Genomic DNA, 21,239 nt, shown 5'->3' on the forward strand with positions numbered 1-21,239 from the left:
CCGGCCGGGGCCGGCGGGCGCTTCGCGGTACAGCGCCAGGCGGCCGCTGGCGGGGAGGAAGCCGCCCTCGGGGTCTTCCGCGTAGAGCCGCACTTCGATGGCGTGGCCGTTCAGCGGCACCTGTTCCTGTGTCAGCGGCAGCGCCTCGCCGCGAGCGACGCGGATCTGCCAGGCGACCAGGTCGAGGCCGGTGATGGCCTCGGTGACCGGGTGTTCCACCTGCAGGCGGGTGTTCATTTCCATGAAGAAGAACTGGCCGCGTTCGTCGAGGAGGAATTCGACGGTACCGGCGCCAACGTAGCCGATCGCCTGCGCCGCGCGTACCGCGGCCTCGCCCATGGCCCGGCGCAGTTCCGCGCCGAGACCGGGGGCGGGGGCTTCCTCGACGACCTTCTGGTGGCGGCGCTGGATCGAACAGTCGCGTTCGTTGAGGTACAGGCAGTGGCCATGGCGATCGGCGAATACCTGGATCTCCACGTGGCGCGGCTTCAGCAGGTATTTCTCCACCAGCATCCGCGCGTCGCCGAAGGCGGCCTTGGCCTCGCGCTGGGCGGAGGAAAGGGCCTCGGCCAGCTCGGCTTCGTGCTCCACCACCTTCATGCCCTTGCCGCCGCCGCCAGCGGCGGCCTTGAGCAGCACCGGGTAGCCGATCCTTCCGGCTTCCCGGCGGAAGGTCTCGGCGTCCTGGGCTTCGCCGTGATAGCCGGGCACCAGCGGCACGCCGGCTTCTTCCATCAGCGCCTTGGCCGCCGACTTGCTGCCCATGGCGTCGATGGCCGCCGCCGGCGGCCCGAGGAAGAGCAGGCCGGCTTCCTCGCAGGCGCGGGCGAAGTCGGCGTTCTCCGAGAGGAAGCCGTAGCCGGGGTGGATCGCCTGGGCGCCGCTGGCGAGGGCGGCGGCGATGATCCTGTCGCCGCGCAGGTAGCTGTCGGCGGGCTTGGCGCCGCCCAGGTCGACGGCGATGTCGGCTTCGGCGACGTGGCGGGCGTGGCGGTCGATGTCGCTGTGCACGGCGACGCTGCCGATGCCGAGGGCGCGCGCGCTGCGCATCACCCGGCAGGCGATCTCGCCGCGGTTGGCGACCAGGATGCGCTGGATGCTGCGGTAGTCCGGGTTCATGCGTCGTTTCTCCAGGCGGGCGTGCGTTTCTCCAGGAAGGCGCGCAGGCCTTCCTGGCCTTCCGGGCTGATGCGGATGCGGGCGATGGCCGCCTCGGTGTAGCGGCGCAGCGCCGGGCTCAGCTCGGCGGCCTCGACCTCATGGTAGAGCGCCTTGCAGGCGACCAGGGCGCGCGGGCTGTTTTGCAGCAGGTTGGCGATCCAGGCCTCGGCCTGGCTTTCCAGTTCGGCGGCGGGACAGCTTTCGCTGAGCAGGCCCAGTTCGCTGGCGCGGCGTCCGTCGAAGCGCTCGGCGGTCAGCGAATAGCGTCGCGCGGCGCGCTGGCCGATGGCCTTGACCACGAACGGGGCGATGGTCGCCGGGATCAGGCCGATGCGTACCTCGGACAGGCAGAAGGTCGCGTCGTCGCTGCCGATGGCCATATCGCAGCAACTGACCAGGCCGACCCCGCCGCCGAACACCGCGCCCTGGACCACCGCCAGGGTCGGCTTGGGCAGGTTGTAGAGATGGGTCATGAGTTCGGCGATGCGCTGGGCGTCGGCCAGGTTGCCCTGGTAGTCGAGGTCCACCGACTGCTGCATCCAGGCCAGGTCGGCACCGCCGCAGAAGTGCCGGCCACGGCCGCGCAGCACCAGCAGGCGGACCTGCGGGTCGCTGCCGACGCGATCGATGGCCTGCAACAGTTCGTCGATCACGACGGCATTGAAGGCGTTGTTCTTTTCCGCCCGGTCCAGCCACAGGGTGGCTACGCCGCGCGGGTCGATCTCAAGCTGGATGGTCTGGAATTCGCTCATGCTGGTCTGCTCGTCACATGCGGAACACGCCGAAGGCGGTCGGCTCGATGGGGGCGTTGAGGGCGGCGGAAAGCGCCAGGGCGAGCACCTCGCGGGTCTGCGCCGGATCGATCACGCCGTCGTCCCACAGTCGCGCGCTGGAGTAGTAGGGATGGCCCTGGTGCTCGTACTGCTCGAGGATCGGTGCCTTGATCTTCGCCTCCTCTTCGACGCCGAGCTGCTGGCCGGCGCGCTCGGCCTGCTCGCGCTTGACCTGGGCGAGCACCCCGGCGGCCTGTTCGCCGCCCATCACGCCGATCCTCGCGTTCGGCCACATCCACAGGAAGCGCGGGTCGTAGGCGCGTCCGCACATGCCGTAGTTGCCGGCGCCGAAGCTGCCGCCGATCAGCACGGTGAACTTCGGCACCCGCGCGCAGGCCACCGCGGTCACCAGCTTGGCGCCGTGCTTGGCGATGCCACCGGCCTCGTACTTCTGGCCGACCATGAAACCGGTGATGTTCTGCAGGAACAGCAGCGGGATGCCGCGCTGGCAGGCCAGTTCGATGAAGTGCGCGCCTTTCTGCGCGGCCTCGGCGAAGAGGATCCCGTTGTTGGCCAGGATGGCTATCGGATAGCCGTGCAGGTGGGCGAAGCCGCAGACCAGGGTGGTGCCGAACAGCGCCTTGAACTCGTCGAACTCGGAGCCGTCCACCAGCCGTGCGATCACTTCGCGCACGTCGTAGGGCTGCTTGCTGTCGGCGGGAATCACCCCGTACAGCTCCTCGGCGGGGTACAGCGGTGCGCGCGGCGCACGGCATTGCAGCTGGCCCTGCTTGCGCCAGTTGAGGTTGGCGACGCAGCGGCGGGCGATGGCCAGGGCATGGTCATCGTCCTCGGCATAGTGGTCGGCGACCCCGGAGACCTTGCAGTGCACGTCGGCGCCGCCAAGTTCCTCGGCGCTGACCACCTCGCCGGTAGCGGCCTTCACCAGCGGCGGCCCGGCGAGGAAGATGGTGGCCTGTTCGCGCACCATCACGGTTTCGTCGGACATCGCCGGCACGTAGGCCCCGCCGGCGGTGCAGGAGCCCATGACCACGGCGATCTGCGGGATGCCGCGGGCACTCATGTTGGCCTGGTTGAAGAAGATCCGGCCGAAGTGCTCGCGGTCGGGGAACACCTCGTCCTGGCGCGGCAGGTTGGCGCCGCCGGAGTCCACCAGGTAGATGCATGGCAGGCGGTTTTCCAGGGCGATGGCCTGGGCCCGCAGGTGCTTCTTCACAGTCAGCGGATAGTAGGTGCCGCCCTTCACCGTGGCATCGTTGCCGACGATCATGCATTCCACCCCTTCGACCCGGCCGATCCCGGCGACGATGCCGGCGGCGGCGACCTCTTCGCCGTAGACCTCATGGGCGGCGAGGGCGGAAAGCTCGAGGAACGGCGAGCCGGGGTCGAGCAGGCGGTTGATGCGTTCGCGCACCAGCAGCTTGCCGCGCGCGCTGTGCCGGGCCTGGGCGGCGCTACCGCCGCCTTCGTGGATGCGGCCGAGGAGGGTGCGCAGGGCGTTGACCTGTTCCAGCATGGTCGCGGCGTTGGCCGCGAACTCGGCGGAGCGTGGATTGATCTGGGTGTGCAGGATGGCCATGGCGGTGGCTCCGTGTCGAGGTGGGCGGAAGCGGTTGGCGCCCGCTCCCGACCTGGCGATGCGCCTGTCGATGCAATGGAATGCCCTCTCCCTGGCGGAAAAGGGCCGGGGAGAGCGAGGCTTCAGCGGGTTTCGTTGAACAGCTCGCGGCCGATCAGCATGCGGCGGATCTCGCTGGTGCCGGCGCCGATCTCGTAGAGCTTGGCGTCGCGCAACAGGCGGCCGGTGGGAAACTCGTTGATGTAGCCGTTGCCGCCGAGGATCTGGATCGCGTCCAGGGCCATCTGGGTGGCGCGCTCGGCGCTGTAGAGGATCACCCCGGCGGCGTCCTTGCGGGTCGTCTCGCCGCGGTCGCAGGCGGCGGCCACGGCGTATAGGTAGGCGCGGCTGGCGTTGAGGGCGGTGTACATGTCGGCCACCTTGCCCTGGACCAGCTGGAATTCGCCGATGCTCTGGCCGAACTGGCGGCGGTCATGGATGTACGGCACCACCACGTCCATGCACGCCTGCATGATTCCCACCGGGCCGCCGGAAAGCACCACGCGCTCGTAGTCGAGGCCGCTCATCAGTACCTTGACCCCTCCGTTGACCGCGCCGAGGACGTTCTCCTCGGGTACCTCGACGTCCTGGAAGATCAGTTCGCAGGTGTTCGAGCCGCGCATGCCCAGCTTGTCCAGCTTCGGCCCGCGACTGAAGCCTTTCCAGTCGCGCTCGACGATGAACGCGGTGATCCCGTGCGCGCCCTTGTCCGCGTCGGTCTTGGCGTAGATCACATAGGTATGGGCATCGGGACCGTTGGTGATCCACATCTTGCTGCCGTTGAGAACGAAGCGGTCGCCGACCCGGTCCGCGCGCAGCTTCATCGAGACCACGTCGGAGCCGGCGTTGGGTTCGCTCATCGCCAGCGCACCGATGTGTTCGCCGGACACCAGGGCCGGCAGGTAGCGGGCCTTCTGTTCGGCGTTGCCGTTGCGCTTGATCTGGTTGACGCAGAGGTTGGAATGCGCGCCATAGGAGAGCGCCACCGAGGCCGAGGCCCGGCTGATCTCTTCCATGACCACGGCGTGTGCCAGGTAGCCCAGCGCCGAACCGCCGTACTCCTCGTCGACGGTGATGCCGAGCAGGCCCATCTCGCCGAACTTGCGCCACATGTCCATGGGGAACTGGTTGTCCTGGTCGATCTGCGCGGCGCGCGGCTGCAGTTCGGCGGTGACGAAGCCGCGGACCTGGTCGCGGAGCATGTCGATGGTTTCGCCGAGGGCGAAGTTGAGGCTGGGATAGGTCATGCTTTCACCTGTAATTGTGCTTGTCCGGTTTAAAGCTTCGAATGAGGTTTATGTTGCAACTGGTTGTTTGTTATAGCTTTTAATCAGCGCAGCTCGACAGCGCTCCTCGGCAGTATCCAGTTCCAGCTGCATCTGTTCGATGTCCAGCAACTGTTGTTCCAGCTGGGCGCGGCGCTCGGCGATCTTCTCCAGCATGGTGTTCAACTGCTTCTGGTTGCCGCTGCTCGGGTCCGGGTCGTAGAGCTCGATCAGTTCGCGGCATTCGGCGAGGGAAAAACCGATGCGCTTGCCGCGCAGGATCAGCTTCAGGCTGACCTTGTCGCGCGGCGAATAGATGCGTTCCTGGCCGCGTCGCTCGGGGGAGAGCATGCCTTGCTCCTCGTAGAAGCGGATGGCGCGGGTGGTGATGTCCAGTTCGCGGGCGAGATCGGAGATGGTGTAGGTGGTGGACATGCGCAGGCACCTGCTTGTTTACCTTTACGTTAACGTAAAGCTGCACCGAAATCCTGTCAACGCCTGGAACGGGGGAAAAATGACAGCCGTGAAAGATACTTGTCAGAAATATTTAATCGGCGCCTCATGAAAGGGCACGGATGGCTCTGTTCTGCTTCGCCGAACACTGTGTTTCTCGGAGGAGTCGTAACGATGAGTCGGCTGATGACCTACAGGACGCTGCTGGCTTGCCTGCTCGCCGCGTTGCTTGCGCTGCTGGTGGCGGGTCAGCAGCAGCGCGCGTTCGAGCGCATCTGGTTCAAGCTGGAGCAGCGCTACGGCGGCGATGTTGCGCGCGAGAACGCCCTGCGCCTGGCCGACTATCGGGTCGATATCGAAGCCCGCGTGCTGGGCGCGGAGTCCAACGTCTCGGCGCTGTCCTTCGACCCCAGCCGGCGCAGCCTGGTCAGCGTGACCAACCAGGACCCGCATTTCCTCGAGCTGTCGCTGGACGGCGAATTGCTGCGACGCATCCCCCTGCGCGGTTTCCAGGATCCGGAGGCTATCGAGTACATCCGGCCCGGCGTCTACGTGGTCGCCGAGGAGCGTCGCCAACGCCTGGTGGAGATCCATGTCGACGCCGACACCCGGGTGATCGACATCGACGATCCGCGCAACGCCCGGAAGTTCTCCCTGGGCAGTGCAAACAAACGCAACAAGGGCTTCGAGGGGTTGGCCTACGACCCGCTGCGCGAGCGCCTGTTCGTGGCCCGGGAAAAGGCGCCGGTGGGCATCATCGAGGTAAACGGCTTCTTCAACGACCGCGGCGAGGCGCTCGACCTGAGCGTCGGCGGCGACCCGCAGCGCGATCGCGGGTTGTTCCTCACCGATCTGTCGAGCCTCTACTACGACAAGGCCAGCGATCACCTGCTGGTGCTTTCCGACGAGTCGCGGGTGGTCATCGAACTGGATCGCGCCGGGGATCCGCTCGGTAGCCTGACCCTGCGTGGCGGCAACCATGGCCTGACGGACGACGTGCCGCAGGCCGAAGGGTTGGCGATGGACGACCGGGGCAGCCTGTACGTGGTCAGCGAGCCGAACCTGTTCTACCGCTTCAGCCGAGCGCTGCCGGCGGCCGACTAGGGCGGGAAAAGGACGGCGGAATTCAGGCTTGCGCGCCGGATAGCGCCGGCGCGTAGCCGATCATCTGTCGCAGCAGCGGGTCGGTGAACTGCTGTTGCCAGTCGTCCAGCTTGCCCCGAAGGTCGGGGCCGTTGGCCGGAACGATCGGGGCCGCGCGCGGCTGCCGAGGCGTCGGTGGGCAGGCGCCGAGCAGCCCGACGCACAGTGCCAGGGTGGGGAGCGAGAGTTTCGCTAGGGGCATCAGGCTTGCTCCGTCGGGATCCGGGGCGAGGTGCCGGTGCGCGGCGCCTTGCGTAACCGGAACAGGCGCCCGACCACCAGGAAGAACAGCGGTACCAGGAACACCGCGAGTACCGTGGCGGTGACGATCCCGCCGAGCACCCCGGTGCCGATGGCGACCTGGGCGCCGGAACCGGCGCCGCTGGAGAGCGCCAGCGGGACCACGCCGAAACCGAACGCCAGCGAGGTCATGACGATCGGTCGCAGGCGCAGGCGCGCGGCCTCCAGGGTCGCCTGCAGCAGGCTCATGCCTTCCTGGTAATGGTCCTTGGCTACCTCGATGATGAGGATGGCGTTCTTCGCCGAGAGGCCGATGATGGTGATCAGGCCGACCTTGAAGTAGATGTCGTTGGGCAGGCCGCGCAGGCTCACCCCGAGCAGTGCGCCGAGCACGCCCAGCGGCACCACCAGGATCACCGCCAGCGGGATCGACCAGCTTTCGTAGAGGGCGGCCAGGGCGAGGAACACGATCAGCACCGAGAGGGCGAACAGCGCCGGCGCCTGGGCGCCGGACAGGCGTTCTTCGAAGGACTGGCCGGACCACTCGTGGGCGATGCCCTCGGGCAGGCCCTGCATCAATTCCTCCATCGCCTGCATGGCTTCGCCGCTGCTGTAGCCCGGTGCGGCCTGGCCCTCGAGGTTGAACGAGGGATAGCCGTTGTAGCGGGTCAGTTGCGGCGGGCCGAGGGTCCAGGCGGCCTTGGCGAACGTCGCCAGCGGGACCATCTCGCCCTGCTCGTTGCGCACGTGAAGCCGGCCGATGTCGTCGATGCCCAGGCGCTTGGCGCCGTCGGCCTGGACCACCACCTTGCGCACCTGGCTGCCGTGCATGAAGTCGCCGATGTAGTCCGAGCCGAACATCACCGCCAGGGTGGTGTTGATCTCGTCCATGCTCACGCCGAGGGTCTCCGCCTTGCGCCGGTCGATGTCCAGGCGGATCTGCGGCGCCTCGCCCTGGCCGGCGAACATCACGTTGGCCAGGCGCGGGTCCTCGGCGGCGCGCGCCAGCAACTGGTCGCGGGCCTTGACCAGGGCCTCGTAGCCGACCCCGCCACGGTCCTGCAGGCGGAAGTCGAAGCCGCTGGTGGAACCCAGGTCCGGCAGCGGCGGCGAGTTCATCGCATACACCGTACGGTTGGGCAGGCCGGCGAAGCGCTGGTTGATGCGCTCGACGATGGCGCCGACGTGCTGGCTGGCCTCCCGGCGTTCCGACCAGTCCTTCAGGGTGGCGAAGATCATCGCCGAGCTGGTGCCGTCGCCGTACAGGCTGAAGCCGCCGACCGCATAGGCGTAGGCCACCGGTTCGTGCTCCGCCAGGTAGCGCTCTACATCGGCGACGTTGGCCATGGTCTCCGCCATCGGCGTGCCTTCGGGCTGCATCACCATGATCATGAAGTCGCCCTGGTCCTCTTCCGGCAGGAACGCCTGCGGCAGGCGCACGAAGAGCAGGGCGACCACGCCGATGACCAGGGCGTAGACCAGCATCCAGCGGACCGGCCGGGCGAGGATGCCGGCCACCGCGTTGCGGTAGCGTCCGGTCAGGCGCAGGAAGGCGCGGTTGAACCAGCCGAAGAAGCCGCGCTTCTCATGGTGGTCGGCGTCGATCGGGCGCAGCAGGGTGGCGCACAGGGCCGGGGTCAGCGACAGCGCGAGGAACGCCGAGAAGCCGATGGAGACCGCCAGGGTCACCGCGAACTGGCGGTAGATGTTGCCCACCGCGCCGCTGAAGAACGCCATCGGCACGAATACCGAGACCAGCACCACGGTGATGCCGACGATGGCCCCGCTGATCTGGCGCATCGCCTTGACCGTGGCGTCGTGCGGCGACAGGCCTTCCTCGGCCATCAGCCGCTCGACGTTCTCCACCACGATGATCGCGTCGTCCACCAGGATGCCGATCGCCAGGACCATGCCGAACATGGTCAGCACGTTGATCGAGAAGCCCAGGCCGAGCATCACCGTGAAGGTGCCGAGCAGGGCCACCGGCACCACCAGCGTCGGGATCAGGGTGGCGCGGAAGTTCTGCATGAACAGGTACATCACGGCGAACACCAGCAGCATCGCCTCGAGCAGGGTGCTGACCACCTTCCTGATCGAGATCTCGACGAACGCCGAGGTGTCGTAGGGGATGTTGTAGCTCACGCCCTCCGGGAAGTAGCGCGACAGCTCGTCGAGGGTGGCGCGGATGCGCTTGGCGGTGGCCACTGCGTTGGAGCCGGGCGCCATCTTCACCGCCAGGCCGGTGGCGGTCATCTGGTTGACCCGCGAGACGAAGCCGTACTCGCTTTGGCCGAACTCGACGCGGGCCACGTCGCGCAGGCGGATCGCGCCGCCGTCGGCGCGGATGCGCAGCGGAATCTCGCCGAACTGCTCGGGCGTCACCAGGGTGTCGTCGACCTTCACCGTGGCGCTGATCGGCGCCGAGTCGGGGACCCCGAGGTTGCCGATGTCGCCCACGGTGAGGCGGGCGTTGTGCCGGCGCACGGCGTTGACCAGGTCGCTGGCGCTGAGGTTCATCGAGGTCAGCTTGGCCGGGTCGGGCCAGATGCGCATGGCGTACTCGGCGCCCCAGGTCTCGACCTTGCCCACGCCCTCCACCCGGCGCAGCGCCTGCAACACGTTGGACGAGGCGATCTCGCCCAGTTCCATGGCGTCGTAGCGGCCGCTGGAGGAGGTGAGGGTGACGATCAGCTGGATGCTGTCCGCCGCCTTCTCCACGTAGATACCGTCGCGCCGCACCGACTCGGGCAGGCGCGACTCGACGATCTTCAGGCGGTTCTGCACTTCCACCGCGGCGAGGTCGGCGTTCACGCCCTGGCGGAAGGTCAGGGTCAGCGAAGCCTGGCCGGTGCTGCTGGTGGCCTTGGTGTAGAGCAGGCCGGGCGCGCCGTTCATCTCGCGCTCGATGATCGCGGTCACCGCTTCCTCGACCACCTTGGCCGAGGCGCCGGGATAGCTGGCGCTGACGTTGACCACCGGCGGCGCGATGTCCGGGTACTGGGCGACCGGCAGGAAGCGGATCGCCAGGACCCCGGCGAGCACGATCAGCAGGGAGATCACCCAGGCGAAGACCGGCCGGTCAATGAAGAAACGAGCCATTCGTAGCGTTCTCCGTCACTGGCCCGCCGGCGAGGCGGCCAGCGGTGAGGGGGCGTCGGCGCTGGCCGGCTGGCGGACCACCGCCTGGACGCTGGAGCCGGCGGCATGCTGGGCGGCGTTCTCGACGATCACCCGCTCGCCGCCCTTGAGCCCGCGGCTGATGATCCAGTCGCGGCCCTGCAGGGTGTCGGCGCGGACCTCCACGTCTTCCACCACGCCCTGTGGGTTGACCACCTTGACCACGGCGGACTGGGCGGTACGGATCAGCGCGTCGCGCGGGACGGTGATCGCCTGCGGGTTCACCGCGCGCTGCAGGCGCACCTGCACGTAGCCGCCGGGCAGCAATTCGCGATGCGGATTGCGGAACAGGGCACGCATGGCGATGGTGTCGGTGCCGGGGTCGACCGCGAGGTCGGAGAACAGCAGCTCGCCGGCCAGCGGGTACTCGCTGCCGTCGGCCAGGACCAGGCGCACGGCGATGTCCTTGTCGGCGACACCCTTCACCTGGCCTTCGCGGATCGCCCGCTGCATGGCGGCGACTTCGCCGGCCGGCTGGGAGAAGTTCACGTAGATCGGATCGATCTGCTCGACGCGGGTCAGCGGTGTCGGCGAGTCCTCGCCGACCAGCGCGCCTTCGGTGACCAGCGCGCGCCGCGCGCGGCCGTCGATCGGCGCGGTGACCGTGGCGTAGCCCAGGCGCAGGCGGGCCTGCTCCAGTTCGGCCTTGGCCGAGGCGATCTGCGCCAGGGCCTGGCGCGCGTCGGTCTGCGCTTCGGTGTACTCGCGTTCGCTGATGGCGCGGTCCTTGATCAGGTCGGCGTAGCGCTTGAGCTTGTCGGCCGCCGCCGCGTGGCTGGCCTCGGCCCGGGCCAGGGCGCCGCGGCTGATGTCCAGGGCCGCCTTCAAGGGCGCCGGGTCGATCTGGAACAGCACGGTGCCGGCGCGGACGTCCTGGCCTTCCTCGTACAGGCGACGGGTGACGATGCCGGCGACGCGCGCCCGCACCTCGGCCTGGCGGTACGCTTCCAGGCGTCCGGGCAGCTCGCTGGTGATGCCGATGGGCGCCGGCCTGGCGACGATCACGCCGACCTCGGCGGGGGCCTCCGCAGTCTTCCCGGTGTCCGCTGCTTCTTCGCAGCCCAGCAGGAATAGGGCGACCAGGGCCGCCAGCAGCCCGCGCAGCGAGCCGGTCCATTGGATGTGCATGGGTGTCCCTCGATTCGTGAACTCGCGAGCTTGCCCGGGAAGGGGCACCGCAACTCACGAGCGGCGCGACAGTAGCATATAATCAATCATGAGTGATTAATTAATTGGCGTTTCTGTAACATATCCTTATGATCTGCGGCGCCTTTCCCTTGTGAGGACGTTCAGTGGCCAGGAAAACCAAAGAGGAATCCCAGAAAACCCGCGATGGCATACTCGATGCCGCCGAGCGGGTTTTCCTGGAAAAGGGCGTGGGCACCACTGCCATGGCCGACCTGGCGGACGCCGCCGGGGTTTCTCGCGGTGCGGTCTACGGCCACTACAAGAACAAGATCGAGGTCTGTCTGGCGATGTGCGACCGCGCCTTCGGCCAGATCGAGGTACCCGATGAAAACGCCAGGGTGCCGGCGCTGGACATCCTCCTGCGCGCCGGCATGGGCTTTCTCCGCCAGTGCTGCGAACCCGGTTCGGTGCAGCGGGTGCTGGAGATCCTCTACCTCAAGTGCGAACGCAGCGACGAGAACGAGCCGCTGCTGCGCCGCCGCGAGCTGCTCGAGAAGCAGGGGCAACGCTTCGGCCGACGGCAGATCCGCCGGGCGGTGGAGCGCGGCGAACTGCCGGCGCGGCTGGACGTCGAGCTGGCCAGCATCTATCTGCAATCGCTGTGGGACGGCATCTGCGGCACCCTGGCCTGGACCGAGCGCTTGCGCGACGATCCCTGGAGCCGCGCCGAACGCATGTTCCGCGCCGGCCTCGATAGCCTGCGCAGTTCTCCCTACCTCTTGCTGGCGGACGCCTGAGGGCGTCAATCGTCCGCCATCAGGTGCCTGCGCTGGTCCTCGGCGCCGGCGACCACCAGCCGCTGGGCGTCCTCCTCGCTGATGTGCAGGCGCTTGCCATCGATGTAGAGCACCGACAGGCGCGCCTCGGCGTCGGTACCGATGCGCAGGCTGTCGACCGGCGCGCGATGCCGGCTGCCTTCGATCTCCACGCTGCAGATGCCTTGTTCCGAATCGATTTCGATGGACATGGGAACCTCCCGTTTTCTCCGCCTACCTTGGGTGGACCCCGGGCATCCGCGCGGGTTCTGTCACGGTAGCTTCACGCCAGCGTCACGCGCCTGCCACCGCGCTTGGCTGCAATCGTCCGCAGAGAAGGCGAGGCCAGCGGAGGACGACGCCATGCGGCTATGCGTGATTGGTGCGGGCTATGTGGGACTGGTGACGGCGGCCTGTTTCGCCGAGATGGGCAACCAGGTGCGCTGCGTGGAGCGCGACCGCGAGCGGGTCGCGCGGCTGAGACGCGGCGAGATGCCGATCTACGAGCCGGGCCTGGAAAGCATCCTGCGCGATCAGCTGGACGCCGCCCGCCTGACCTTCACCGCCAGCCTGGCGGAAGGCCTGGCCGACGCCGAGGTGGTGTTCATCGCCGTCGGCACGCCGTGCGGCGAGGACGGCTCGGCCGACCTCAGCCACGTGATGGCGGTCGCCGAGCAACTTGGCGCGCAACTGCGCCAGGCCTGCATCGTGGTCAACAAGTCGACCGTGCCGGTGGGCACCGCCGAACGGGTCGAAGAGATCATCCGCCTGGGCCTGGCGCGCCGGCGCAAGCGCTTCCGGGTGGCGGTGGCGAGCAATCCGGAGTTCCTCAAGGAAGGCTCGGCGGTGGACGACTTCAGGCGCCCGGACCGGGTCATCATCGGCAGCGCCGAGGCGCAGGCCGGGGAAACCCTGCGCCAGCTCTACGCGCCGTTCCTGCGCAATCACGAACGGGTCCTGCTGATGGGGCGCCGCGAGGCCGAGTTCAGCAAGTACGCGGCCAATGCCTTCCTCGCCACCAAGATTTCCTTCATGAACGAGATGGCCGGGCTGTGCGCCCTCACCGGCGTCGACATCGAGGACGTGCGCCGTGGCATGGGCAGCGACAAGCGCATCGGCACCCATTTCATCTACGCCGGCTGCGGCTACGGCGGCTCGTGCTTTCCCAAGGACGTCCGCGCGCTGATCCGCAGCGCCGAGCAACAGGGCTTCGACAGCCAGATACTGCGTGCGGTGGAAGCGCGCAACGCGCGGCAGAAGGAACTGCTCTTCGAGACCCTCGGCGAGCTGTTCCAGGGACGCTGGCAAGGGCGCACGGTGGCGCTCTGGGGGCTGGCCTTCAAGCCGGGTACCGACGACCTGCGCGAGGCGCCGAGCCTGGTCCTGCTGGAGGCGCTGCTGCGCCACGGGGTGCGGGTCAGGGCCCATGACCCGGTGGCCAACGCCGGGGTCGCGGCACGCTATCCGGACGCGCTGGCGTGCGCCCAGTTGACGCTCCACGACTCGCCCTACGCCGCCGTCGAGGGCGCCGATGCCCTGGTGCTGGTGACCGAGTGGAAACAGTTCCGCCAGCCGGACTTCCAGAAAATCCGTGGATCCATGCGAACTCCCCTGTTGGTCGACGGTCGGAATCTCTACGCACCGGCGCGGATGGCGGAACTGGGCTTCATCTACCAGGGCATAGGACGTCCAAGGGCCGGGCATTGTAAGGCGAGCGCAGCCTGATTAGACTGCGCGCCATCCGCATACTTCGTCCATGTCGAAGGATTCTCATGATCAAGAAATGTCTTTTCCCGGCCGCCGGTTACGGCACTCGTTTCCTCCCGGCCACCAAGGCCATGCCCAAGGAAATGCTGCCGGTGGTGAACAAGCCGCTGATCCAGTACGCGGTGGAGGAGGCGCTGGAAGCCGGCCTTTCCGAGATCGGCATCGTCACCGGCCGCGGCAAGCGTTCGCTGGAAGACCACTTCGACATCAGCTACGAGCTGGAACACCAGATCCGCAACACCGACAAGGAAAAGTACCTGGTCGGCATCCGTCGGCTGATCGACGAGTGCACCTTCGCCTACACCCGCCAGGTGGAGATGAAGGGCCTCGGCCACGCCATCCTCACCGGTCGTCCGCTGATCGGCGACGAGCCGTTCGCCGTGGTCCTGGCCGACGACCTGTGCCTGAACCTCGAAGGCGACAGCGTGCTGAAGCAGATGGTCAAGCTGTACAACCAGTTCCGCTGCTCCATCGTGGCGATCCAGGAAGTGCCGCCGGAAGAGACCAACAAGTACGGCGTGATCGCCGGCGAGATGATCCGCGACGATATCTTCCGGGTGAACACCATGGTCGAGAAGCCGAAGCCGGAAGAGGCGCCGTCGAACCTGGCGATCATCGGCCGCTACATCCTGACCCCGGACATCTTCGACCTGATCGAGCAGACCGAACCGGGCAAGGGCGGCGAGATCCAGATCACCGATGCCCTGATGAAGCAGGCCCAGGACGGCTGCGTGCTGGCCTACAAGTTCAAGGGCAAGCGTTTCGACTGCGGCAGCGCCGAGGGCTACATCGAGGCGACCAACTTCTGCTACGAAAACCTCTACAAGACCGGCAAGGCTCACTGAGCCTCGCCGTTCCCAATGAAGAACGCCGCGTCCCCGATGGGGGCGCGGCGTTTTTCGTATGGGGCGAACGACCATGGGGGGTTATCCGCTCTACCCGAGCTGTCGGCGGGCGTGGCGTTGTTGGCGTCGGGCGAATAACCCCGCCAGCCTGGCCTGGGCCACGCGGCGCCTCCGCGCCCGGTCAGAGAATCGGTAGTGCCTCGGAACCCGGCCCCAGCGGCTGGCCGTAACTGAACTCCACATAGTTGCCCGCGGGATCGCGCAGGCCGCAGTAGTAGCCGACCGGATAGGGCTCGTCGCGCGGCGCCCAGACCAGGCAGCCGGCGGCCTCGGCGCGGCGCGCCAGATCGTCTACCGCGGCGCGGCTGGAGAGGGCGAAGCCGAAATGACTGTAATCGTCGCTGGCCAGGTTGCGCGGCTGGCCGCCGGGCATGATGACGAAGATGAAGCGTTGTTCCTGGCCGGGTTCGGCCATCCAGACGATCTGCGAGCCTTTGCCGGGGCGCCGGTGGATCACCCGCATGCCGCAGAAGGTTTCGTAGAAGGCGATGCAGGCGTCGAGGTCGGGGACGTGCAGCGCCAGGTGGGTGAGGGTGGGGGACATCGCGCTTACCTCCACGGACAAGCATAGCCCATCGCCTGCCAGGCCCTGCGCTGAGCCGTTTCGACAGGTTTCTGCGTCGATCCGGCGGGAGCCGACGCTGGTGAATGGGTTATGCTGGAACGCATCTGATCCAGGAGTAGGAACATGTCTTTCGATTTCGATCTGTTCGTCATCGGCGCCGGCTCCGGGGGCGTACGCGCCGCCCGCTTCGCCGCCGGCTTCGGTGCCCGTGTCGCGGTGGCGGAGAGTCGCTACCTGGGTGGCACCTGCGTCAACGTCGGCTGCGTGCCGAAGAAGCTGCTGGTCTATGGCGCGCATTTCAGCGAGGACTTCGAGCAGGCCCGGGCCTATGGTTGGAGCGCCGGCGAGGCGCAGTTCGACTGGGCGACCCTGATCGGCAACAAGAACCGCGAGATCCAGCGGCTCAACGGCATCTACCGCAACCTGCTGGTGAACAGCGGGGTGACTTTGCTCGAAGGTCACGCCCGTCTGCTCGATGCGCACAGCGTCGAGGTGGACGGCCAGCGTTTCAGCGCCAAGCACATTCTCATCGCCACCGGTGGCTGGCCGCAGGTGCCGGACATTCCCGGCAAGGAACACGCGATCACCTCCAACGAGGCGTTCTTCCTCGAGCGCCTGCCGCGCCGTGTGCTGGTGGTCGGCGGCGGCTACATCGCCGTCGAGTTCGCCTCGATCTTCAACGGGCTCGGCGCCGAGACCACCTTGCTCTACCGTCGCGACCTGTTCCTGCGCGGCTTCGACCGCAGCGTCCGCGAACACCTGCGCGACGAATTGGGCAAGAAGGGCCTGGACCTGCAGTTCAACAGCGACATCGCCCGTATCGACAAACAGGCCGATGGCAGCCTGGCCGCGACCCTCAAGGACGGCCGGGTGCTGGAGGCGGACTGCGTGTTCTATGCCACCGGGCGGCGGCCGATGCTGGATGACCTTGGCCTGGAAAACACCGGAGTGAAGCTGACCGACAAGGGCTTCATCGCGGTCGACGAGCATTACCAGACCAGCGAGCCGTCGATCCTCGCCCTGGGCGATGTGATCGGTCGCGTCCAGTTGACCCCCGTGGCGCTGGCCGAGGGCATGGCGGTGGCGCGGCGGCTGTTCAAGCCGGAGGAGTACCGTCCGGTGGACTACAAGTTGATTCCCACCGCGGTGTTCAGCCTGCCCAACATCGGCACCGTCGGCCTGACCGAGGAGGAGGCGCTGAGCGCCGGGCACAAGGTGAAGATCTTCGAGAGCCGCTTCCGGCCGATGAAGCTGACCCTTACCGACGACCAGGAAAAGACCCTGATGAAGCTGGTCGTGGATGCCCACGACGACAGGGTGCTGGGCTGCCACATGGTCGGCGCCGAGGCCGGCGAGATCCTCCAGGGTATCGCGGTGGCGATGAAGGCCGGGGCGACCAAGCAGGCGTTCGACGAGACCATCGGCATCCACCCGACCGCGGCGGAAGAGTTCGTCACCCTGCGCACGCCGACGCGCTGAGCCGCGTCTGAACGAAGAAGCCGGCCCCAGGGCCGGCTTCTTTCATTTTCGCGCTCAGCGCGAGGGGGCCTCGGCCAGCGCCGCCGCTGCGTCGTCGCGGCGCCTGGCGTAGCGTTGCGCGAGCACCGCGCAGACCATCAGCTGGATCTGGTGGAACAGCATCAGCGGCAACACCATCGGTCCCACCGCACTGGTGGCGAACAGCACCTTGGCCATGGGCACGCCGGTGGCCAGGCTCTTCTTCGAACCGCAGAAGACGATGGTGATCTCGTCTTCCTTGCTGAAGCCCAGGCGTCGCGCCAGCACCGTGGTCAGCACCAGGGCCAGGGCGAGGATCACGCAGCAGGCGACGGTCAGGCCGAGCAGCGCCAGCCAGGGTACTTCGTGCCACAGGCCCTGGATCACCGCGGCGCTGAAGGCGGTGTAGACCACCAGCAGGATCGAGCCCTGGTCGACATAGCGTAGCACCGGCTTGTTGCGCTCCACCCAGGCGCCGATCCAGCGCCGCAGGACCTGGCCGGCGATGAAGGGTACCAGCAGTTGTAGGGTGATCTTGCCGATGGCGTCCAGCGCGTTGCCGGTCTCGCCTTCGGCGCCGAGCAGCAGCTTGACCAGCAGCGGGGTGAGGAATACGCCGAGCAGGCTCGACACGGAAGCGCTGCATACCGCTGCCGGCACGTTGCCGCGCGCCAGCGAGGTGAAGGCGATGGAGGATTGCACCGTGGCCGGCAGGGCGCAGAGGAACAGGATGCCGAGGTACAGCTCCGGGGTGACCATCGGCGACAGCGCCGGTTTCAGCGCCAGGCCGAGCAGCGGGAACATCACGAAGGTGCAGGCGAACACCAGCAGGTGCAGGCGCCAGTGGGTCATGCCGGCGACGATCGCCTGGCGCGACAGCTTGGCGCCGTGGAGGAAGAACAGCAGGCCGATGCCGATGTTGGTCACCCATTCGAAGACCACGGCGGTCTGGCCGCTGCAGGGCAGGAAAGTGGCGAGAAGGACGGTGGCGATCAGCGCCAGGGTGAAGTTATCCGGAAGGAAACGCGGTCGGGACATGGGCACGCTCTGCAGGATCGGGGAACACACGGCAGTCTTCTGGCTGCCTGGCGAACCTGCACTGTAGCCATGGGCTGGGCGACCGGCTAACGCCAGAAGGCCAGCCGATGACGCTGAGTGGACAGGGCGGCCGCCGCGCCGCCCCGAGGGGCTCAGACGACGCTGGCCAGCAGCGGCTCGCTGACGCTGGGACGGACCTTGCCGGCATGGGGAGAGAACTCCAGGCGGACGGCGAGCACGGTGACCAGCGAGCGCAGTTTCTCCGCGATCACGCTGGCGCGGTGCTGGCTGAGGCCGGGGAAGGTCAGCAGCAGGCGGATCTTGTGGTCCTCGCGGTCGGCGCGAACCCGCTCTGGGGTGAAGGACTGCACGGCGAACAGGTTGAGCACCCGGCACAACAGGTCCGGGTCGGCCATGCCCTCGATATGGAAGATCGACAGGGTCTCGGTATCTGCGCAGGAGGTTTCCCAGACGTTCGGGCGGATCACCTGGCGTTCTTCGCCGTCAGGGTGTTTGGCCAGGAAAAGGGGGGCGAGGGTTGACATGTGACGCTCCAGGCAGTGTTTCGACGAGAGAAATTCTCCCAGAGACGTGCCGGATTTTTTCTCCTGTTTTTGCGTGATTTTGCGCTATCCGTGCATACTTGATCCCTATATTTTTCTTTGTAGGGAATATTTATGTCCATTCCACTGGATATGTACGATCAGCGTATTCTCGCTTTGCTGCAGGAGGAATCCTCGCTTTCCACCGCCGAGATCGCCGAGCGCATCGGACTTTCCCAGTCGCCCTGCTGGCGGCGCATCCAACGCCTGAAGGAGGAGGGGGTGATCCGCAAGCAGGTGACCCTGCTCGACCGCAAGAAGATCGGCCTGAATACCCAGGTATTCGCCCAGATCAAGCTCAACGCCCATGGGCGCAAGAACCTCACCGACTTCGCCGAGGCGATGCACCAGTTTCCCGAGGTGCTGGAGTGCCACGTACTGATGGGCGCGGTGGACTTCATGCTGCGTATCGTCACCCGCGATATCGAATCCTACGAACGCTTTTTCTTCGAGAAGCTGTCGGCGGTGCCGGGCATCCAGGAAGTGAACTCCATCGTCGCCTTGTCGGAAATCAAATCCACCACTACCTTGCCCCTGCTCGCTCCCTGAGCCTTCCCGGAGAACGCCTGCCCATGACCATCAGCAAGACCAAGTCCAGCTTCTACCGCCGCCTCTACGTCGCCTACCTGATCGACAGCGGCATCGCCAGCGTGCCGGAGATCATGGCCGCCACCGGCATGCCCCGGCGTACCGCCCAGGACACCATCGCCGCGCTGGAGGAACTGGACATCGTCTGTGAGTTCGAGCAGCGGGAGGGTGCGCGCAACCACCAGGGCGGCTATGTCATCCGCGACTGGGGGGCGGTACGGCGGGAGTGGGTGGTCGAGCAGCATCGGCGAATCGCGGCGGCGCTGGAGTATCCGGCGCAATGAGCCACGCGCTGGCGGCCATATGCATATAAAAGAAGGAGGGGCTCAAACTGCCTCCCCTCCCGAGCATGCGTTCTTCAGATGCCGCGCTGTTCCAGGGTGGCCTGGCGGGCGCGCTGGGCCAGCTCCTCGGCGGGCTGGACGCTGCTGCCGGCGGTAGGCGGCGGTGACGGCATATGTGGCTTGAGGTAGGCCGCCAGGCTGACGCCGCAGTAGACCAGCAGGGCCATGGCGATCAGCGCCTTGTATGGGTCGACGTCGGATCGGCGCTTGCAGACCATACAGATATGCCCTTCGCTGGCTGGGCGTTCGCCACAGTTGCGACAGCGGATCATGCCTTCCTCCCGCCGGATTTTCCCGCCTGCCAGAACGCCAGCGAGGCTTCCTCGCGGGCCTGCTCGGCGCTCAGGCCGATATCCTTCAGTTCCGCCGCTTGCAGGTCCAGCAGCGCGCGCCGGGTCAACTGGCGTTGCCGGGCCAGGCGATAGCCGCGACGCAGGGCCTGCGCCAGGTTGTCCATCGCGGCGAGTGGGAAGGGGCCATCGAGGCGTTGGCGGCGCTCGGATTTCGCACTGAGTCGCGTCATGCTGCGTACTCCATATTGATCGGCTGGACGACGGAGATAGAATGGCCATCGCGCGCTGTTCCGTACAGGTCCAGAAAAGGTGGGTTGACTGCATACAGATCAAGCGCTCCCCGGCCTGAATGGTGGATTTCGCCACCATCTGTACCGGTCCCGCTTTCGCTCACCCTGGAGTCCCGCTCATGACCCTTTATCTGCAACTCGCCGAGACCCTCGGTTCGCGCATCGAACAGGGCCTCTACCGTCCGGGCGACCGGCTGCCCTCGGTGCGGGCCATGAGCATCGAGCACGGCGTCAGCCTGAGCACCGTGCAACAGGCATACAGGCTGCTGGAAGATCGCGGGCTGGCCGAGCCGCGGCCGAAGTCCGGCTATTTCGTACCGGTCGCGCGACAGATGCCGCCGCTGCCGGCGATCGCCCGCCTGGCCCAGCGGCCGGTGGAAATCTCGCAATGGGAGCAGGTGCTGGCCCTGGTCAGCACGGTACCGCGGCCGGACGTGGTCCAGCTCGGCCGTGGCATGCCGGACATCTCCAGCCCTTCGCTGAAACCGCTGACCCGCAGCCTGGCCCGGCTCAACCGCCACGCCGACGCCCGTGCGCTGGCCTACGACGGGATCCACGGCTCGCCGTTGCTGCGCGAGGAAGTCGCCCGCCTGTTGGTGGACTCCGGCTGTCGGGCCACCGCCAGCGACGTGGTGATCACCACCGGCTGCCACGAGGCCCTGTCGGTGAGCATCCGCGCGGTGTGCGAACCGGGCGACATCGTCGCGGTGGAGTCGCCGAGCTTCCATGGCGCCATGCAATCGCTGAAAGGCCTCGGCATGAAGGCCCTGGAGATCCCCACCGATCCGGTCAACGGCATCAGCCTGGAAGCCCTCGAACTGGCGCTGGAACAGTGGCCGATCAAGGCCATCCAGGTGACCCCGAACTGCAACAACCCGCTCGGCTACATCATGCCCGAGTCGCGCAAGCGGGCGCTGCTGGCCCTGGCCCAGCGCTACGACGTGGCGATCATCGAGGACGATGTCTACGGCGACCTGGCCTACACCTATCCGCGCCCGCGCACCATCAAGTCGTACGACGACGATGGCCGGGTGCTGCTCTGCGGGTCGTTCTCCAAGGTCCTGGCGCCGGGCCTGCGGATCGGCTGGATGGTACCCGGGCGCTACGCCGACCGCGTGCTGCACATGAAGTACATCAGTACCGGTGCCAGCGCCCTGCAACCGCAACTGGCGATCGCCGAATTCATCGGCAACGGCCACTACGAGCCGCACTTGCGGCGCATGCGCGCCCAGTACCAGCGCGGACGCGACCTGATGATCGACTGGGTGGCGCGCTATTTCCCGGAGGGCACCCGCGCCAGCCGGCCCCAGGGCGGTTTCCTGCTCTGGGTCGAACTGGACGAGGCGTTCGACACCCTGCGCCTGGACAAGGCCTTGCGCAACCGCGGTGTACAAGTCGCGGTGGGCTGCATCTTCTCCGCTTCCGGCAAGTACCGGAACTGCCTGCGGATGAACTACGCGGCGTTGCCGACCCCGGCCATCGAGCAGGCGGTCAGGCGAGTAGGGGAGAGCGCTTGCGAGCTGCTGGAGCCTTGCGAGGCCTGAGCGGCAGTCGTG

The 21,239-nt window shown here is 67.1% G+C and carries 21 protein-coding genes and 1 pseudogene; 8 read left to right on the forward strand and 14 right to left on the reverse strand.

Going from position 1 to position 21,239, the window contains the following annotated elements:
- From liuD to liuR, 5 genes and pseudogenes are all read right to left on the reverse strand, one after another.
- Positions 1-1,119, reverse strand: a pseudogene (liuD, locus tag HMPREF2581_RS33485) (methylcrotonyl-CoA carboxylase subunit alpha); the annotation flags it as partial.
- On the reverse strand, positions 1,116-1,913 hold the full coding sequence (locus tag HMPREF2581_RS07435) for a gamma-carboxygeranoyl-CoA hydratase (RefSeq protein ID WP_003088598.1): 798 nt from the start codon (positions 1,911-1,913) through the stop codon (positions 1,116-1,118). The gene HMPREF2581_RS07435 and the pseudogene liuD, both read right to left, overlap by 4 nt.
- 13 nt (positions 1,914-1,926) lie before the next feature.
- The gene (gene liuB / locus HMPREF2581_RS07440) at positions 1,927-3,534 is read right to left on the reverse strand and encodes a methylcrotonyl-CoA carboxylase subunit beta (RefSeq protein ID WP_003100387.1); all 1,608 of its coding nucleotides are present in this window, start codon (positions 3,532-3,534) and stop codon (positions 1,927-1,929) included.
- Between the two features lie 122 nt (positions 3,535-3,656).
- Positions 3,657-4,820, reverse strand: coding sequence for an isovaleryl-CoA dehydrogenase (liuA, locus tag HMPREF2581_RS07445; RefSeq protein ID WP_003088600.1), 1,164 nt, complete (start codon positions 4,818-4,820; stop codon positions 3,657-3,659).
- Between the two features lie 48 nt (positions 4,821-4,868).
- The gene (gene liuR / locus HMPREF2581_RS07450; RefSeq protein WP_003139704.1) at positions 4,869-5,273 is read right to left on the reverse strand and encodes a liu genes transcriptional regulator LiuR; all 405 of its coding nucleotides are present in this window, start codon (positions 5,271-5,273) and stop codon (positions 4,869-4,871) included.
- A gap of 192 nt (positions 5,274-5,465) precedes the next feature.
- Between liuR and HMPREF2581_RS07455 the strand changes: the two genes are divergently transcribed.
- The gene (locus HMPREF2581_RS07455; protein WP_003088602.1) at positions 5,466-6,395 is read left to right on the forward strand and encodes an SdiA-regulated domain-containing protein; all 930 of its coding nucleotides are present in this window, start codon (positions 5,466-5,468) and stop codon (positions 6,393-6,395) included.
- A 22-nt stretch (positions 6,396-6,417) separates the two neighbouring features.
- Here HMPREF2581_RS07455 and HMPREF2581_RS07460 read toward each other — a convergent pair whose 3' ends face one another.
- From HMPREF2581_RS07460 to mexX, 3 genes are read right to left on the reverse strand one after another with little or no spacing between them, the layout of a single operon-like run.
- Positions 6,418-6,636: a hypothetical protein gene (locus tag HMPREF2581_RS07460; protein ID WP_003110687.1), complete on the reverse strand. Its 219-nt coding sequence runs from the start codon at positions 6,634-6,636 to the stop codon at positions 6,418-6,420.
- Positions 6,636-9,773 (reverse strand): multidrug efflux RND transporter permease subunit MexY, encoded by a 3,138-nt coding sequence (mexY, locus tag HMPREF2581_RS07465; protein ID WP_003110686.1) that lies wholly within the window; start codon positions 9,771-9,773, stop codon positions 6,636-6,638. Before mexY ends, HMPREF2581_RS07460 begins: the two co-directional genes overlap by 1 nt.
- A 15-nt stretch (positions 9,774-9,788) precedes the next feature.
- Entirely contained in the window at positions 9,789-10,979 is a 1,191-nt protein-coding gene (mexX, locus tag HMPREF2581_RS07470) for a multidrug efflux RND transporter periplasmic adaptor subunit MexX (protein ID WP_003088624.1), read from the reverse strand.
- Positions 10,980-11,143: 164 nt separating this feature from the next.
- Between mexX and amrR the strand changes: the two genes are divergently transcribed.
- Positions 11,144-11,776 carry an efflux pump transcriptional repressor MexZ gene (gene amrR / locus HMPREF2581_RS07475; protein ID WP_003139702.1) on the forward strand — a complete coding sequence of 211 codons (633 nt, stop codon included), beginning with the start codon at positions 11,144-11,146 and terminating at the stop codon, positions 11,774-11,776.
- A 5-nt stretch (positions 11,777-11,781) separates the two neighbouring features.
- Here the strand turns inward: amrR and HMPREF2581_RS07480 are convergent, their stop codons facing one another.
- Positions 11,782-12,006 (reverse strand): DUF3203 family protein, encoded by a 225-nt coding sequence (locus HMPREF2581_RS07480; protein WP_003088627.1) that lies wholly within the window; start codon positions 12,004-12,006, stop codon positions 11,782-11,784.
- A gap of 151 nt (positions 12,007-12,157) precedes the next feature.
- Between HMPREF2581_RS07480 and HMPREF2581_RS07485 the strand changes: the two genes are divergently transcribed.
- Positions 12,158-13,519, forward strand: a complete 1,362-nt coding sequence (locus HMPREF2581_RS07485) for a UDP-glucose 6-dehydrogenase (protein ID WP_003088636.1) — start codon at positions 12,158-12,160, stop codon at positions 13,517-13,519.
- A gap of 47 nt (positions 13,520-13,566) precedes the next feature.
- The gene (galU, locus tag HMPREF2581_RS07490; RefSeq protein WP_003088639.1) at positions 13,567-14,406 is read left to right on the forward strand and encodes a UTP--glucose-1-phosphate uridylyltransferase GalU; all 840 of its coding nucleotides are present in this window, start codon (positions 13,567-13,569) and stop codon (positions 14,404-14,406) included.
- 181 nt (positions 14,407-14,587) lie between these two features.
- Here the strand turns inward: galU and HMPREF2581_RS07495 are convergent, their stop codons facing one another.
- Positions 14,588-15,010, reverse strand: coding sequence for a VOC family protein (locus HMPREF2581_RS07495; RefSeq protein ID WP_003139700.1), 423 nt, complete (start codon positions 15,008-15,010; stop codon positions 14,588-14,590).
- 144 nt (positions 15,011-15,154) lie between these two features.
- Between HMPREF2581_RS07495 and gorA the strand changes: the two genes are divergently transcribed.
- Complete coding sequence (gorA, locus tag HMPREF2581_RS07500; RefSeq protein ID WP_003139698.1) at positions 15,155-16,510, forward strand: glutathione-disulfide reductase; 1,356 nt, start codon at positions 15,155-15,157, stop codon at positions 16,508-16,510.
- Positions 16,511-16,564: 54 nt separating this feature from the next.
- On the opposite strand, the gene HMPREF2581_RS07505 is transcribed toward gorA, so the two are convergent.
- Both HMPREF2581_RS07505 and HMPREF2581_RS07510 read right to left on the reverse strand, forming a co-directional pair.
- Positions 16,565-17,566, reverse strand: coding sequence for a bile acid:sodium symporter family protein (locus tag HMPREF2581_RS07505; RefSeq protein WP_003128792.1), 1,002 nt, complete (start codon positions 17,564-17,566; stop codon positions 16,565-16,567).
- A 152-nt stretch (positions 17,567-17,718) separates the two neighbouring features.
- Positions 17,719-18,111, reverse strand: coding sequence for a hypothetical protein (locus HMPREF2581_RS07510; protein WP_003088646.1), 393 nt, complete (start codon positions 18,109-18,111; stop codon positions 17,719-17,721).
- Positions 18,112-18,243: 132 nt separating this feature from the next.
- Here HMPREF2581_RS07510 and HMPREF2581_RS07515 point away from each other — a divergent pair, with 132 nt between their 5' ends.
- The gene (locus HMPREF2581_RS07515) at positions 18,244-18,717 is read left to right on the forward strand and encodes an Lrp/AsnC family transcriptional regulator (protein ID WP_003088649.1); all 474 of its coding nucleotides are present in this window, start codon (positions 18,244-18,246) and stop codon (positions 18,715-18,717) included.
- A 23-nt stretch (positions 18,718-18,740) separates the two neighbouring features.
- Entirely contained in the window at positions 18,741-19,040 is a 300-nt protein-coding gene (locus HMPREF2581_RS07520) for a winged helix-turn-helix domain-containing protein (protein ID WP_003088651.1), read from the forward strand.
- A 74-nt stretch (positions 19,041-19,114) separates the two neighbouring features.
- Here the strand turns inward: HMPREF2581_RS07520 and HMPREF2581_RS07525 are convergent, their stop codons facing one another.
- Positions 19,115-19,372, reverse strand: a complete 258-nt coding sequence (locus HMPREF2581_RS07525; RefSeq protein ID WP_003139696.1) for a hypothetical protein — start codon at positions 19,370-19,372, stop codon at positions 19,115-19,117.
- Positions 19,369-19,623 (reverse strand): DUF1127 domain-containing protein, encoded by a 255-nt coding sequence (locus HMPREF2581_RS07530; RefSeq protein ID WP_003139695.1) that lies wholly within the window; start codon positions 19,621-19,623, stop codon positions 19,369-19,371. Before HMPREF2581_RS07530 ends, HMPREF2581_RS07525 begins: the two co-directional genes overlap by 4 nt.
- Before the next feature lie 179 nt (positions 19,624-19,802).
- Between HMPREF2581_RS07530 and HMPREF2581_RS07535 the strand changes: the two genes are divergently transcribed.
- Entirely contained in the window at positions 19,803-21,227 is a 1,425-nt protein-coding gene (locus HMPREF2581_RS07535) for an aminotransferase-like domain-containing protein (protein WP_003100354.1), read from the forward strand.
- The last annotated feature ends 12 nt before the right edge of the window (positions 21,228-21,239 follow it).

The organism is Pseudomonas sp. HMSC057H01, from assembly GCF_001836405.1.
GTDB lineage: Bacteria > Pseudomonadota > Gammaproteobacteria > Pseudomonadales > Pseudomonadaceae > Pseudomonas > Pseudomonas aeruginosa.